15 protein-coding genes are annotated in these 14,124 nt (G+C 62.5%); 8 read left to right on the forward strand and 7 right to left on the reverse strand.

Features of this window, described 5'->3' with window-relative positions:
- The first annotated feature begins 1 nt into the window (after nt 1).
- Nucleotides 2-523 carry a DUF2937 family protein gene (locus ACP691_RS03350; RefSeq protein ID WP_426150052.1) on the forward strand — a complete coding sequence of 174 codons (522 nt, stop codon included), beginning with the start codon at nt 2-4 and terminating at the stop codon, nt 521-523.
- Nucleotides 524-630: 107 nt separating this feature from the next.
- On the opposite strand, the gene ACP691_RS03355 is transcribed toward ACP691_RS03350, so the two are convergent.
- The 3 genes from ACP691_RS03355 to ACP691_RS03365 form a co-directional block, all read right to left on the reverse strand.
- A complete protein-coding gene (locus tag ACP691_RS03355) occupies nt 631-1,809 on the reverse strand; it encodes a vWA domain-containing protein (RefSeq protein WP_426150053.1) in 1,179 nt (392 codons plus the stop codon).
- Nucleotides 1,810-1,827: 18 nt separating this feature from the next.
- Nucleotides 1,828-2,673: an AAA family ATPase gene (locus ACP691_RS03360; protein WP_426150054.1), complete on the reverse strand. Its 846-nt coding sequence runs from the start codon at nt 2,671-2,673 to the stop codon at nt 1,828-1,830.
- A gap of 70 nt (nt 2,674-2,743) precedes the next feature.
- A complete protein-coding gene (locus ACP691_RS03365) occupies nt 2,744-3,820 on the reverse strand; it encodes a DUF748 domain-containing protein (RefSeq protein ID WP_426150055.1) in 1,077 nt (358 codons plus the stop codon).
- A 135-nt stretch (nt 3,821-3,955) separates the two neighbouring features.
- Between ACP691_RS03365 and cysK the strand changes: the two genes are divergently transcribed.
- The 3 genes from cysK (at nt 3,956) to ACP691_RS03380 (ending at nt 6,821) form a co-directional block, all read left to right on the forward strand.
- Nucleotides 3,956-4,930 carry a cysteine synthase A gene (gene cysK, locus ACP691_RS03370; protein WP_426150056.1) on the forward strand — a complete coding sequence of 325 codons (975 nt, stop codon included), beginning with the start codon at nt 3,956-3,958 and terminating at the stop codon, nt 4,928-4,930.
- A 92-nt stretch (nt 4,931-5,022) separates the two neighbouring features.
- A complete protein-coding gene (locus ACP691_RS03375) occupies nt 5,023-5,961 on the forward strand; it encodes an aspartyl/asparaginyl beta-hydroxylase domain-containing protein (protein ID WP_426150057.1) in 939 nt (312 codons plus the stop codon).
- Between the two features lie 305 nt (nt 5,962-6,266).
- The gene (locus ACP691_RS03380) at nt 6,267-6,821 is read left to right on the forward strand and encodes a GNAT family N-acetyltransferase (protein ID WP_426150058.1); all 555 of its coding nucleotides are present in this window, start codon (nt 6,267-6,269) and stop codon (nt 6,819-6,821) included.
- 20 nt (nt 6,822-6,841) lie between these two features.
- On the opposite strand, the gene ACP691_RS03385 is transcribed toward ACP691_RS03380, so the two are convergent.
- Nucleotides 6,842-7,708, reverse strand: coding sequence for a DUF6279 family lipoprotein (locus tag ACP691_RS03385; protein ID WP_426150059.1), 867 nt, complete (start codon nt 7,706-7,708; stop codon nt 6,842-6,844).
- 73 nt (nt 7,709-7,781) lie between these two features.
- Complete coding sequence (locus ACP691_RS03390; protein WP_426150060.1) at nt 7,782-8,501, reverse strand: TorF family putative porin; 720 nt, start codon at nt 8,499-8,501, stop codon at nt 7,782-7,784.
- Nucleotides 8,502-8,743: 242 nt separating this feature from the next.
- Here ACP691_RS03390 and ACP691_RS03395 point away from each other — a divergent pair, with 242 nt between their 5' ends.
- The 4 genes from ACP691_RS03395 to def all read left to right on the forward strand — a co-directional run bounded on the left by ACP691_RS03395 (nt 8,744) and on the right by def (nt 11,511).
- Nucleotides 8,744-9,580 (forward strand): CvfB family protein, encoded by an 837-nt coding sequence (locus ACP691_RS03395; protein ID WP_426150061.1) that lies wholly within the window; start codon nt 8,744-8,746, stop codon nt 9,578-9,580.
- A gap of 119 nt (nt 9,581-9,699) precedes the next feature.
- Complete coding sequence (locus ACP691_RS03400; RefSeq protein ID WP_040262086.1) at nt 9,700-9,897, forward strand: CsbD family protein; 198 nt, start codon at nt 9,700-9,702, stop codon at nt 9,895-9,897.
- Nucleotides 9,898-10,037: 140 nt separating this feature from the next.
- Nucleotides 10,038-10,976 (forward strand): YihY/virulence factor BrkB family protein, encoded by a 939-nt coding sequence (locus ACP691_RS03405; protein ID WP_426150062.1) that lies wholly within the window; start codon nt 10,038-10,040, stop codon nt 10,974-10,976.
- Between the two features lie 7 nt (nt 10,977-10,983).
- On the forward strand, nt 10,984-11,511 hold the full coding sequence (gene def, locus ACP691_RS03410) for a peptide deformylase (RefSeq protein ID WP_426150063.1): 528 nt from the start codon (nt 10,984-10,986) through the stop codon (nt 11,509-11,511).
- A 92-nt stretch (nt 11,512-11,603) separates the two neighbouring features.
- Here def and alkB read toward each other — a convergent pair whose 3' ends face one another.
- Complete coding sequence (alkB, locus tag ACP691_RS03415; protein WP_426150064.1) at nt 11,604-12,263, reverse strand: DNA oxidative demethylase AlkB; 660 nt, start codon at nt 12,261-12,263, stop codon at nt 11,604-11,606.
- A 3-nt stretch (nt 12,264-12,266) separates the two neighbouring features.
- Complete coding sequence (locus ACP691_RS03420) at nt 12,267-14,099, reverse strand: ABC transporter ATP-binding protein (protein ID WP_426150065.1); 1,833 nt, start codon at nt 14,097-14,099, stop codon at nt 12,267-12,269.
- Between the last annotated feature and the right edge of the window lie 25 nt (nt 14,100-14,124).

Genomic DNA, 14,124 nt, shown 5'->3' on the forward strand with positions numbered 1-14,124 from the left:
GATGTTACGTAGCTACCTGCGGTTGATCGTCTTTGCCATTGGCCTGCTTGTGGGGGTTCAGGTGCCTGGGGTGATCGATGACTACGCCCAGCGTGTACAAGCTCACCTGCTGGAAGCTCAAAGGGCACTGCAGGGGTTCACCGACACCGCGAACAAGTTCTTCAATGGTGATCTGCAGGCCCTGGTGAAGCATTATCAGGCCAGTGATGACCCAGTGTTTCGTAGCGATGCCCAGAGCGTGGCGGGGCTGGTGAGCCGGGAACAGGCGCTGTCGGGAGAGTGGCAGGCCTTGCAGGGGCGCTGGTATGAAAGGGCTTGGCACGTGATCAGCGCCGCCGACCCGCAGATTCGTCAGGAGACCCTCAACGGGTACGACTACCGGGTGCCGCTGTCACCCCAGGCCATTGCCTGGGGTGTAAGCGTGGCGCTGCTGCTGGCGGCAGCCATCGAATGGTTGCTGATCGGCATCGGCTATACCTTTGGCATCCGGCCACGCAAGCCGATTCCCGAAAGCTGGCGCTGACCCAAGCTCAGTCTATGGGAGGCACTGGCTGCCGAATGCTTCCGGGCGGGAGAATCGCCAGCTGCGCTGGCTCCCACCACAAGCTCCGTCCGTAATGGGCCGAGGCCTTACTTGGCCAGGTAACGCATGCCTTCCTCCAGGCCGGCCAGTGTCAACGGGTACATCTTGTCATCCACCAACTGTCTCATCAGGCCGGTGGAAGCGGTGTAGTGCCAGGTCTCCTTGAGGTAGGGATTGATCCAGATGACCTTGCGAAACTTCTCCTTGAAGCGCTGCATCCACACCGCCCCAGCCTCTTCGTTCCAATGCTCGACGCTTCCGCCCGGATGGGTAATCTCATAGGGCGACATGGCGGCGTCACCTACGAATACCACCTTGTAGTCGGCGCCGTATTTATGCAGCAGGTCATAGGTAGCGGTGCGCTCGGACGTACGGCGCAGGTTGTTCTTCCACACCGACTCGTAGACGCAGTTGTGGAAGTAGTAATACTCCAGATGCTTGAACTCGGTCTTGCAGGCCGAAAAGAGTTCTTCGCAGGTTCTGACATGGGCGTCCATGGAACCGCCGATGTCGAACAGCAAAAGCAGCTTGACCGTGTTGCGCCGTTCGGGGCGTAGCTGGATGTTCAGCAACCCGGCATCACGGGCCGTGTGGTCGATGGTGCCGTCGATATCCAGTTCTTCGGCCGCGCCCTGACGAGCGAACTTGCGCAACCGTCGCAGCGCCATCTTCATGGTGCGGGTGCCCAGCTCTACCTGGTCGTCCAGATTCTTGTAGTCTCGCTGGTCCCAGACTTTCGCCGCCTTCCCCTGGCGCTTGCCGGCGTCCCCTACCCGGATGCCTTCGGGGTGGTACCCGCCAGAGCCGAAGGGGCTGGTCCCGCCCGTGCCTATCCATTTGTTGCCGCCGGCGTGGCGCTCCTTCTGCTCGGCCAGGCGCTGCTTGAAGGCCTCGATGAGCTTGTCCAGCCCACCAAGGGTCTGGATCTGGGCGCGCTCCTCGGGGGTGAGCGAGCGCTCGAACGCCTGGCGCAGCCAGTCCTCGGGAATCAGCGCCTGCAAATGCTCGCCCAGGTTTTCCAGGCCATTGAAATAGGCAGCGAAGGCCCGGTCGAACTTGTCGAAATGGCGCTCGTCCTTCACCAGGATGGCGCGGGCCAGGTAATAGAAGGCGTCCATGTCAGCGAACACTACGTGCCGCTCCAGCGCCTCGAGCAGGTCCAGCCATTCGCGCAGTGACACCGGCACCCTGGCCGCGCGCAGTTCGTTGAAAAGATTGAGCAGCATGGCAGGCGCCTCCGCGGATCAGCGATTACCGCGACGGCTCATGAAGGCCAGGCGTTCAAGCAACTGCACGTCCTGTTCGTTCTTCACCAGGGCGCCCGCCAGCGGGGGGATCACCTTGGTCGGGTCGCGCTCGCGCAGCACTGCCTCGCCGATGTTGTCAGCCATCAACAGTTTGAGCCAGTCCACCAGTTCGGAGGTGGACGGCTTTTTCTTCAGGCCCGGCACCTTGCGTACGTCGAAGAATACATCCAGCGCCTCACTGACCAGGCTCTGCTTGATGCCTGGAAAATGAACGTCGACGATCTTCTGCAGCGTGTCCCGGTCCGGGAAGGCGATGTAGTGGAAGAAGCAGCGGCGCAGGAAAGCGTCGGGCAGCTCTTTTTCGTTGTTCGACGTAATGATGATGATCGGCCGGTGCCGCGCGCGGATGGTTTCGTCCGTCTCGTAGACGTAGAACTCCATCCGGTCGAGCTCTTGCAGCAGGTCGTTGGGAAATTCGATATCCGCCTTGTCGATCTCGTCGATCAGCAGGATCACCCGCTCCTCGGCTTCGAAGGCTTCCCACAGCTTGCCCTTCTTCAGGTAGTTGCGTACATCGTGTACCCGGTCCACCCCCAGCTGTGAGTCGCGCAGCCGACTGACCGCATCGTATTCGTAGAGGCCCTGATGTGCCTTGGTGGTGGACTTGATATGCCAAGTGATCAGGCGAGCGCCAAAGGCCTCGGCCAGTTGCTCGGCGAGCAGGGTCTTGCCGGTGCCTGGCTCGCCCTTGACCAGCAGCGGCCGCTCAAGGGTGATGGCCGCGTTGACCGCCAGCTTCAGGTCGGGCGTCGCCACGTATGCCGCGGTCCCTTCGAATTTCATGCGCCGAATCCTCTTGTTCTTGATGGCGAGGATCATAGCGCGCGCGGCGCCTGAATTCATCGGGCCTGGGTCAGTCCTCGCTGGGCGGCGCCTGCTCGTAGCGAGCGCTGAACGCCTGGACGAAGCCGTTGCGCAGGATCTGCCAGAAAGCCTGCAGAGGGCTGATGTCCTGCTGGTGCACGTTGCCGCTGAGCTCGACCCGGGTAGCGAACTGGTTCTTGCGCTGGTTCTTCAACACCGTCTCGGTGCCCCCCACCAAGGCTTCCCAGATGGAACGGAAGAAGCCCTTGTCCTTGTTCTCGACGTCCTGTTGCCAGTTGAAGACGTCCACGTCTCGCAGCAGTGGCTTGATGTAGCCGCTGAGCCTGCCTTTGTTGGCCTGGGCCTCGATCACCACATCTCCATGGCCGGCATTGAAGTCGAACTTGCCGTAGGCCGAGGCGAAGTCATTGACTCGCTTGAGCTCGATGTCGGTCACCCGCAGGCGGAATTCGAAGTCATCGAAATCGCTGAAGGGGTCGAAGGTAGCCTGGGTATCCAAGGGTGCGTGACCGAACAACAGGGCCTTGCCTTCGAAGCGGGCATCGCGCTTGCCTTGGGCGTCTTCCACATTGGTCAGGTTATAGAGGCTGGCGTCGATGCGAGTGGCTTCAAGCTTGACCGGCGGCTTGGAAGTGAAATTGTTGAAGGTGATCTTGCCGTCGTCCACGCGCACTTCGTTGAGGGTTATGGGCAACAGCTTTTCCAGTTGGGCGCGCCAGTCGGTGCCTTCACCGGTTTGCGAAGCCTGTTTGTTGGCACCGCCGTCGACGAAGTTGAGGGTCGGCCGCTGGAAGGCAACGCGGGCGACCACGGCGTGGTCATGCCAAAGCGAATGCCAGCTGACCGCGATGTCGGTACGCGGAACGTCCAGCAGCGGCACGGGCACCTTGCCGTCCACCTTGGTGATTTCCAGGCCGTTGATCACGTAGGCGCCGCGCCACAGGGCCAGGTCCACGTCAGCCACGTGGCCGCTGTAGGCGCCCATGTCGCGCAGCTTGTCGTTGAGGTAATCGCGCACCAGGAAGGGCAGCGCGATATGCAGGATGACCAACAGGACCACCAGGGCGGCAATGATCACCAGGGGCCAACGGTAGCGACCTTTCATCAGCGTGAGCTCCATAACTGTGCTCAATGGACTTTCTTGCGCGCCAGACGTTCGCCGGTTCGTCCGTCGCTGGACGCTGCCCGTGCGTGGGCTTACCCTTCGGCCACTGATTCGCCTCCTCACAAGGAGCTCGCCATGAGCCGCATCTTCGCTGACAACGCCCACTCCATCGGCAATACGCCCTTGGTGCAGATCAATCGCCTCGCGCCTCGCGGCGTGACCGTGCTGGCCAAGATCGAAGGGCGCAATCCGGGCTATTCGGTCAAGTGCCGCATTGGCGCCAACATGATCTGGGACGCCGAGGCCAACGGCCGACTCAAGCCTGGCATGACCATCGTCGAGCCTACTTCCGGCAATACCGGCATCGGCCTGGCCTTTGTCGCGGCTGCTCGGGGCTACAAGCTCATGCTGACCATGCCGGCCTCCATGAGCCTGGAGCGGCGCAAGGTGCTCAAGGCCCTGGGCGCGGAGCTGGTGCTCACAGAGCCCGCCAAGGGCATGAAGGGCGCGATCGATAAAGCCAGCGAGTTGGCCCAGAGCGATCCTGAGCGTTATTTCATGCCGCAGCAGTTCGAGAACCCGGCGAACCCCGCCATTCACGAGAAGACCACCGGCCCGGAAATCTGGAACGACACCGATGGCGCCGTGGACGTGCTGGTGGCCGGCGTCGGCACTGGAGGTAGCCTTACCGGCATTTCCCGCTATATCAAACGCACCCAGGGCAAGCAGATCCTCTCCGTCGCGGTGGAGCCGATGAGTTCGCCGGTGATCTCCCAGACCATGGCCGGAGAGGAGATCAAGCCGTCACCGCACAAGATCCAGGGCATAGGCGCGGGCTTCGTGCCCAGGAACCTGGACCTGAGCCTGGTGGACCGGGTCGAGCAGGTAACCGATGAAGAGTCCAAGGCCATGGCCCTGCGGCTGATGCGCGAAGAGGGCATCCTTTGCGGGATTTCCTGCGGCGCCGCCATGGCCGCCGCCGTGCGCCTGGCTGAAAAGCCGGAAATGCAGGGCAAGACAATCGTGGTCATCCTGCCCGACTCCGGGGAGCGTTACCTATCGAGCCCGCTGTTCAGCGACCTGTTCACCGAGCAGGAAAACCAGCCCTGAGCATGACATGGGTCAAGGGCGGTCGCCCTTGACCTGTGCGCGCGGCGGGTTCGGGTTTATCATGGCGCACCCGCGAAACCCAGGAGCGCTGCATGACCCTTTCCTTCACCGCCAAGGCCCTTGTGCTGCTGATGTTCATCGGCAGCACGCTCTATGTGCATTTGCGCGGCAAGGCGCGGCTGCCAGTGCTGCGTCAGTTCGTCAACCATTCGGCGCTATTCGCGCCCTACAATGCCTTGATGTACCTGTTCTCCAGCGTACCCTCCAAGCCCTACCTGGATCGTAGCCGCTTTCCCGAGCTGGACGTGCTGCGGGACAACTGGGGCGTGATTCGCGAGGAAGCCATGCGTCTGTTCGACGAGGGCTATATCCGTGCCGCCGAGAAGGACAACGACGCCGGCTTCGGCTCGTTCTTCAAGAAAGGCTGGAAGCGCTTCTACCTTAAGTGGTACGACAAGCCGCTGCCGTCGGCCGCGGCCCTCTGCCCGCGCACCGTCGAGCTGGTCAGTGGCATTCCCAATGTAAAGGGCGCCATGTTCGCGCTGTTACCCGGCGGCAGCCACCTGAACCCGCACCGCGACCCCTTCGCCGGCTCCCTGCGCTACCACCTGGGGCTGGCTACGCCGAATTCCGACGCCTGCCGCATCTATGTAGACGGCCAGCCGTATGCCTGGCGCGACGGGCAGGACGTGATGTTCGATGAAACCTATGTGCATTGGGTGAAGAACGAGACCGAAGAAACCCGCGTGATCCTGTTCTGCGATATCGAGCGCCCACTGTCCAATGCCCTGATGACCCGGCTCAACCGCGGCGTCAGCGCTTTCCTTGGACGCGCCACCGCGCCCCAGAACCTGGACGATGAGCGCGTGGGCGGCATCAACCGGGCCTACGCCTGGAGCAAACGCTTCAGCAATGCCACCAGTGGTCAGGTCAAGCAGTTCAAGCGTCGCCACCCCAAGGCTTACCGGGTTCTGCGTCCCGTGCTGGCGATAGCCGTGCTGACCGCGCTGGGGTATTGGCTGTTCGGCTAAAGCCGGTGGACGTCAGCGCCAGCGGGTGAACTGGCCCACGATCGGGTACCGGTTCGCCAGTTTCGCTGGCGCCTGCAAAGGGTTACGGCGCCGGCCGGCCAGCCCCGACCTGGGATCTGCGTCACAAATCCTTTCAATGCCTGAAAACCTTCGAATCGCAACGGCACTTTCGTCGCGCCGAGATGCCTCACATCGGGCTAGGCTTGCGCGCCCGTTTGGCTGGATCCATTCTGCGCAGGCTTCAAGGGAGCACTGCTTGCGACGGATTCCTCGCATTTCGGGAATTTTTTCAGGATGTCTGCTTTATGACGTTTTGCCTGGTCAGAACTGCACGGCTCAATGACTGCAAGGCGCTGCGCGCCATTCATGCCAATGCTGACAATGCGTTGTCCGTGCCGGGGGGCAACGACCCCGACCTGTGCGGCCTGCTGGCTTCCACACTGGGTCGCTATCCGTTTCTGGTCGCCGAGTGCAACGACAACCTGGTGGGCTATGCCTATGCCCAGGCCCACAAGGCGCCATTGGCGCTGCGTTGGTCGGTGGACATCACCGTCTACATGACAAGGGAAGGTCGCCAGGCCGGCATGATGCGCTCGCTGTATCGTTCTTTACTCGAGCACTTGCAAGCCCAAGGCCACCTGGCTGTCTATGCCGGCTTGGCCGTTACCGATAGCCAGGCCATCGCAGCCCACGAGGCACTTGGATTCGTGCACATCGGAATGGGCCAGGCGCTGGACCTGCGCGGCGACATGGAATACTGGTGCCTGACCCTGGCCGGCAGCGCCGACAGCCCTGGCTGGGGCGGAGCAGGCCTGGCTTGGGAATCCGGCGCGGCCTGGGCGAGCGCTGCCAGGCGCTGATCGCGCCCGCAAGGTCATCATCAACGCAGCGCCATCGGCTTGTTCAAGCAGCGCAGGGAGGCGAAACGCTCACGCAAGTGCTGAAGCCGTTCGATAAGCTGCCCTCTTTGATCCGCGTCGCTCAGGCGTAACAATTCCAGGGTCAGCTGCCTTGCCGCCGCCTCGCTGCGTGCCCGTTCCTCCTTGTAGGCCGCTGGCCAGAGGCTGTCCCGTCGCTGCAGCAGCTGCGCCACCCGGGTATCGAAACCGGGCTCTCGCCGATGAGCGAGCGCCTCGAGCAGGGCCCGCTGCCAGCGAGCACGTGCTTCCAGAGCGATACGATCATGCTCACCCAGTTGCCGGGCCCAGCTCTGCACGGCGGTGACCTGTTGCGGATGAAGGTCGCCCAGCCAGGCCTCTAGCCGTTTGATCATGTTGCTGGCTCGCTTCTGGATCTGTTCTTCGAGCGGCGGCGCTACCTTTTCCGCGTGTCGCTTGGCAATGTCCTTGGCAAACGCAACCTTTAGGTCGCTGACCTGCTGATCGTTCAGTTGCTGCAAAAGCTCTACCGCCGAGGGCGTGATCTGCACTGCCACTGCGGCGGCTGCCTGCTCGGCCTCGCCGGTCAGTGTACGCAGGGCCTGGTCATCGAGGCTTCGCTCAGCCACGCCTTGCTCGAAGCGGTCCAACCAGGGCAGGTAGCCAGGCAATTGGGTCTGGCAATGCCAGCGCAGGTGTTCGGCCAGTCGATCCTCGAACCAGAGTTTTTGCTCCCGGTTCATGTCCAGGTAATCGTCGAGGGTCCAGGGAATGAGGGTGTCCAGGTTGCGGTAGGCCAGGTCCATGCGGGTGCAGCCCGCCAAGGCCAGCAGGCCCAACAGCCACAGCAAGGCGAGCCATCGTCTCAATGCCTGAACCCTTCGCATCGGTTGCCCAGTCCAGCTAGGACAGCTCGTCCTGGCTGCTGTTCATACCTGAGCGCTAGAACAGGGTACGCTGCGCCTTGATCATCACCATGCTGTCACAGGCCGGGTTATGGCCGGAGTAGGCCACGCATTGCCCGCCGCTCAGGTCCGAGCTGCTGTAGACCAGGTTCAGGTCAACCCCCATGAGCGGGCGCGACACCTGCATCGACCAGTCGCTGTAGCCGTCGATCAATTGGCCGTCCCCCAATTCATAGGGCGAGCTCAAGCTGTAGTGGCTGACCTTGACGGACAGATCCATGCCTACCAGGGGCAATTGGCCGAGGTCAGCGAACAGCGTACCCGAGCGGCTCCCTATCGCTTCGCTGTAGGCGGCGCCAAAGCGGCTCTCGAACAAGCGCAGGCCGGCATACAGCTGATGGCTGTTGCCGTCCGCCACTTCAGGGCGGGTGTAGCCGATCATGCCGAGCTCGTAGCCGAGGGCGTTGTCGATCCGCTGCTTGTACCCCAGGTAGCTGTCCAGTTCGAAACTGCTGTCCGGGCTCAGGCCAACGCTGGGCGACCACTGTCCGAAATACCAGCCGCTGTCGTGACTGATATCGATGCCCCCATGTACCGAGCCGACCGAGCCCGGCGCGACCAGCCCCTGGGCCATGCTGCGGTTGGGAGTGGTGCCGAGCTTGAGGTCGAAGTCCCCCCATTCCCGCTGCAGGGTCTGAGCGTTCAAGTGAGGCGCGGCCAATAGGCCGACAGCCAGCATCAGGCTGGATTTGAGCATGGGTCACTCCTGTGCGAGGCGCGGGTGCTGCGTCTGGCTCGCAACGGCACCGGTCGAGGCCGCCAGGCCCGGTTTAGACGGGTCAGAGGATACCGCCCAACACGGCTCGGCGCATGCCGCTCGTCGATTTGGCCAAAATGAGCTGAAGCGTTCAGGCTGGCCGGGACGGGTGAAGGGCGGGAGCAGCCATCCACGGCGCTGTGCTGGGTTACACTATCGGCTTGTCAACGAAGGTATCGAACATGGCTTTGGTGGGTCGCTACAACAGCTTGCAAGTCGTCAAGCATACGGATTTCGGGCTTTACCTCGATGGCGGGGCTGATGGCGAGATCCTCTTGCCCAACCGCTACATACCCAAGGGCGTGCCTCACGAGGTCGAGGACTGGCTGAATGTATTCGTTTACCTGGACAGCGAAGACAAGCTCCTGGCGACCACCGAGAAGCCCAAGGTTCAGGTAGGCGAGTTCGCCAGCCTGAAGGTGGTCGAGGTCAACGCCATCGGCATCTTCCTCGATTGGGGGCTGCCCAAGGACCTGCTACTGCCATTCTCCGAAGAAAAGCGCCAGTTGCGCGCTGGCGAGTACTGCATCGTCCATGTGTTCCTGGACCGTCGCACCCGGCGCATCACCGCCAGCGCGAAGATCGACCGCTACCTGGACAAGACCCCGGCCAACTATCGGGAAGGTCAGGCAGTGAAAGTACTGGTGGCAGGGCAGACGGACCTGGGCTTCAACGCGGTCATCGAAAACGCCCACTGGGGCCTGATCCACAAGAACGAAGTGTTCAAGTTCCTGCGCAGCGGCATGCGTGAAACCGCCTACATCAAGGAAGTAAGAGGTGATGGCAAGATCGCGCTGAGCCTGCAGCCAGCCGGCCAGCAGGCCGTGGAGGGGCTGCAGGGGCAGATCCTTGCAGCCTTGCGCGAGGCCGGTGGCCAGCTGCCGTTGAGCGACCGTACCGCGCCCGAAGTCATCGCTCAGCGTTTCGGGGTCAGCAAGGGCAATTTCAAGAAGGCCATCGGCGCCCTGTACAAGGCCGGTAAAATTCTTATCGAGGGAGAAGGCATCCGCCTGGCCTGAGCTGCCATCTGTCGGTAGCAGCGCGCCTCGCGAAAAAAAACTGCAACTCTCCAACGCAGCGGTGAGTCAACCCTTATGCCGATTGAAGTCATTTCAATCATCACTAAGGAGTACAGCTCATGAGTGGCACTGGTGACAAAATCAAAGGCACTGCCAACGAAATCGCTGGTAAGGCCCGCCAGGAAATAGGCAAGGCGACTGGCAATACCGAAACCCAGGCCCGTGGCGCCGCCCAGGAAATCAAGGGCAAGGCGCAGCAGACCAAGGGCGACGTCAAGAATGCCGTGGACGACGCGACCCGTACCGACAGAATGTAAACGCGTACAGGTCTTGTAGCGTTTGAATAAACTTTAGCGACACTACAGCGGTCATCTCAGGATGGCCGCTGTGCTATCTGCATGGCGATGAATGAAGGAACGGCCTGGCAGGGCCAAGGGGCAGACGACAGGAGCGCCAGATGATCTTTCCGGACATGAAGAAACTTCCGCTCAGCAAGGTGCTGGTGCGCACGGTACAAGAATTCTCCAACGATGAAATGTCGACCTACGCCTCGGCGCTGGCGTACCAGATGCTGTTTTCATTGTTCCCCTTCCTGCTGTTCCTGATCGCGTTGATCGGGTTCCTGCACCTGCCGGACTTCTTCTCCTGGCTGCGCGAGCAGGCGACCCTGGTGCTGCCGCCCCAGGCCCTGGATTCGGTCAACCCCGTGATCGACCAGTTGCAGCAATCGAAAGGGGGGTTACTGTCCTTCGGTATCATCGCGGCGCTGTGGACGGCCTCGGCGGCGGTGCGCTCGCTGATGAGCGCCATGAACGCCGCTTATGACGTGGCGGAGGGTCGCCCGGCCTGGAAGCGCCTTCCGCTTTCGGTGCTCTACACCGTTGGCCTGGCCGGCCTGCTGCTGTGTGCGGCGGCGCTGATGGTGCTCGGCCCACAGGTGATGAACTGGATCGCCGGACAGATCGGCCTGGAAAGCATCACGGTCACCATCTGGACCATCGCCCGCTGGCCCTTGGTGGTGATACTGCTGATGCTGGTAGTGGCGCTGATGTACTACCTGATGCCCGACGTCGACCAGCGCTTCCGCTTCCTGACGCCTGGCGCGGTACTGGCGGTGGTGGTGTGGATCCTGGCGTCCGTGGGCTTTGCTTTCTATGTGACCAACTTTGCCGACTACAACGCCATGTACGGCAGCATTGGCGCGATCATCATCCTGCTGCTGTACTTCTACATCTCTTCGGCGGTGTTGTTGCTCGGCGCCGAGATGAACGCAGTGATCGAGCACATGTCCGCCGAAGGCAAGGACAAGGGTGAGAAAGCCCCGGGTGAACCCTCCGAAGGCAGCGCCGAAGACCGCGCCGGGCTGGGGGGAGGCAAAGCCGACGCGAGCCAGTGAGGTCCATATGCTCCGGGACATTCTCAAGATGGGCGACGAGCGCCTGCTGCGGGTGGCCCCTCCAGTACCGGAGGGGTTGCTGGGCAGTCATGAGCTGGACGAACTGATCGCCGACATGTTTTCCACCATGCAGGCCGCCGGCGGCGTGGGCCTAGCGGCCCCGCAGATAGGCGTGGACCTGCAGGTGGTGGTGTTCGGGTTTGACCGCAGCCAGCGCTATCCCAGTGCCGCCGCGGTGGAGCGTACCGTGTTGCTCAACCCCTTGATCACGCCCCTGAGCCCGGAGCTCGAGGACGGTTGGGAAGGGTGCCTGTCGGTTCCTGGGTTGCGCGGCATGGTCGCTCGCTACAAGCACATCCGCTATGAAGGCATCGATGCCCAGGGCAAGGCTATCCAGCGCGTCGCCCATGATTTCCACGCGCGGGTCGTGCAACATGAGTGCGATCACCTGATTGGCCGGCTGTACCCCTCGCGTATCACCGATTTCAGTCGTTTCGGCTATACCAGCGTATTGTTTCCGGAGTTGGGGGGCTGAGGGGGCGATTCCCTGGCTGGCGCTGGGTCCCACAGGTGGGAGGTAGCGAACCTACCGAATGCTCCGATTCAAGCCGATGCCCATGGAGATGATCAAGCGGTCACTTTACGAAACGTAAGGTTCAGGCGCTTACGCCCGACCAGGGGGTGCTCGCCGTCCTTGACAGGTGAAACCCCGTGAAAGCGCAGGCGGTCTTCGCCTCCCCATACCACCACATCCCCGTGCTGCAGGTGATACCGGGTCACCGGGTCGTTGCGTTTGCGGCCGCCGAACAGGAAAACAGCCGGCAGGCCCAAGGACACTGAAACGATGGGCGCCGCGAGGTCCTGCTCGTCCTTGTCCTGATGCAGGGACAGCCGGGCACCCGGGACATAGGCATTGATCAGGCAGGCATCCGGTTCAAAGGGGGGATAGCCAGCGGCAGTGGCGGCACTTGCTGCCAGGGCCGCGAACACCTCTGGCAGGGGCGGCCAAGGGGCTTGGGTGAGCGGGTCCAGGGCGCTATAGCGGTAGCCGCTCAGGTCGCTGGCCCAGCCGAGGCGGCCGCAATTGGTCATCGCCACCGACATGGTGAACCCGCCAGGAGTCACCAGGTGGCGAAAGGGGCTCTCGGCCTGTACGGCTTCGATGGCCGCCAGCAGCTCGGCGGCCTGCTCGAAGGCGAAGCCTTCAAGGAGCCAGGCCCCTGGACCCAGCTGGCGCCGCTCACCCGTCGAACGTGGCTGGGCGGCGAACAGATCCAGGGTGAACACGGGTCAGTCCACTCCGACGAAGCCACCGGTCTGGTGACGCCATAGGCGCGAGTACAGGCCTTTGTGGGCAAGCAGCTCGCTATGGGTGCCGACCTCCACCACGCGGCCTTTATCCATCACCACCAGGCGGTCCATCTTGGCGATGGTCGACAGGCGGTGGGCGATGGCGATCACGGTCTTGCCTTCCATCAGGGTTTCCAGGCTTTCCTGGATGGCGGCTTCCACCTCCGAATCAAGCGCCGAGGTGGCTTCGTCCATGATCAGGATGGGCGCGTTCTTCAGCAGTACCCGGGCAATGGCGATGCGCTGGCGCTGGCCGCCGGACAGCTTCACGCCGCGCTCACCTACGTGGGCATCCAGGCCGGTGCGGCCCTGGGCGTCGGTGAGGTAGGGCAGGAACTCGTCCGCCTTGGCCTTGTGCACAGCTTCCCAGAGCTCTTCCTCAGTAGCGCCGGGGCGGCCGTATAGCAGGTTGTCGCGGATGGACCGGTGGAGCAGGGCGGTATCCTGGGTGATCAGGCCGATCTGCTCACGCAGGCTTTCCTGGCGGACCTGGGCGATGTCCTGGCCATCGATGAGGATGCGCCCGCTTTCCAGGTCGTACAGCCGTAGCAGCAGGTTGACCACCGTGGACTTGCCCGCGCCGGACGGCCCGATCAGGCCAATGTTTTCCCCAGGGGCGATCTCCAGGTCCAGGCCGCTGATGACGCGGCCTACCTTGCCGTAGTGGAATTCGGCCGCCTCGAAACGGACACCGCCCCGCTCGACCTTCAAGTCCGGTGCGTTGGGCAGGTCGGTCACGCTCAAGGGCTGCGCAATGGTCTGCAGGCCGTCCTGGACCATGCCGACGTTTTCGAAGATGCCGTTGACGACCCACATGATCCAGCCCGACATGTTCACGATGCGGATCACCAGGCCGGTGGCCAGGGCGATGGCGCCGACGGTGAGCAGGCCTTGGGTCCACAGCCACAGGGCCAGGCCGGTGGTACCTACGATCAGCAGCCCATTGAGGGCGGTGATGACCACGTCCATGCTGGTGATCACCCGGCTGGCCAGCTGGGTCTTTTCCGTCTGGTCGCTGATCGCCTCGCGGGCGTACTGATGCTCAAGGTTGGTATGAGCGAACAGCTTCAGCGTGGTGATATTGGTGTAGCCATCGACGATCCGCCCCATCAGGTTCGAGCGTGCGTCCGATGACACCACGGAGCGTTCCTTGACCCGTGGCACGAAGTACCAGAGCGAAATGACATAGGCCAGGATCCACAGGATCAGCGGCACCATGAGCCGCCAGTCGCTCTCGGCGAAGAGCACCAGCGAGCTTACCGCGTAGATGGTCACATGCCAGAGCGCGTCCACCGCTTGCACCGCCGAGTCGCGCAGCGAGTTGCCCGTCTGCATGATGCGAGTGGCGATGCGGCCGGCGAAGTCGTTCTGGAAGAAATTCATGCTCTGCTTGAGCACGTGGCTATGGTTCTGCCAGCGGATCATGCTGGTCATGCCCGGAGAGATGGTCTGGTGCACCAGCAGGTCGTGCAGGCACACGAACACCGGACGGATGATCATGGCCACCACCAGCATCCAGGTCAGCACGCCCCAATGCTCGGCGAAGAATCGATCCGCCGGGGTGCTGTTGACCATGTCGATGATGTCGCTCAGGTAGCTGAACAGCGCCACTTCGATCAGCGCGGCGATCAGCCCCACCACCAGCAGCGCAGCGAAGCTTGGCCAGACCTGGCGCAAGTAGTAGAGGTAGAACGCGGTAACCTTGCTCGGGGGCGCGTCGGTGGGCGCTTCGCGGAATACATCGATCCACTGCTCGAAACGGCGAAACAGCATGGGCTTGCCCTCCTGTCTGGTAAGC

The organism is Pseudomonas sp. DC3200b2, from assembly GCF_049895785.1.
Taxonomy (GTDB): domain Bacteria; phylum Pseudomonadota; class Gammaproteobacteria; order Pseudomonadales; family Pseudomonadaceae; genus Aquipseudomonas; species Aquipseudomonas massiliensis.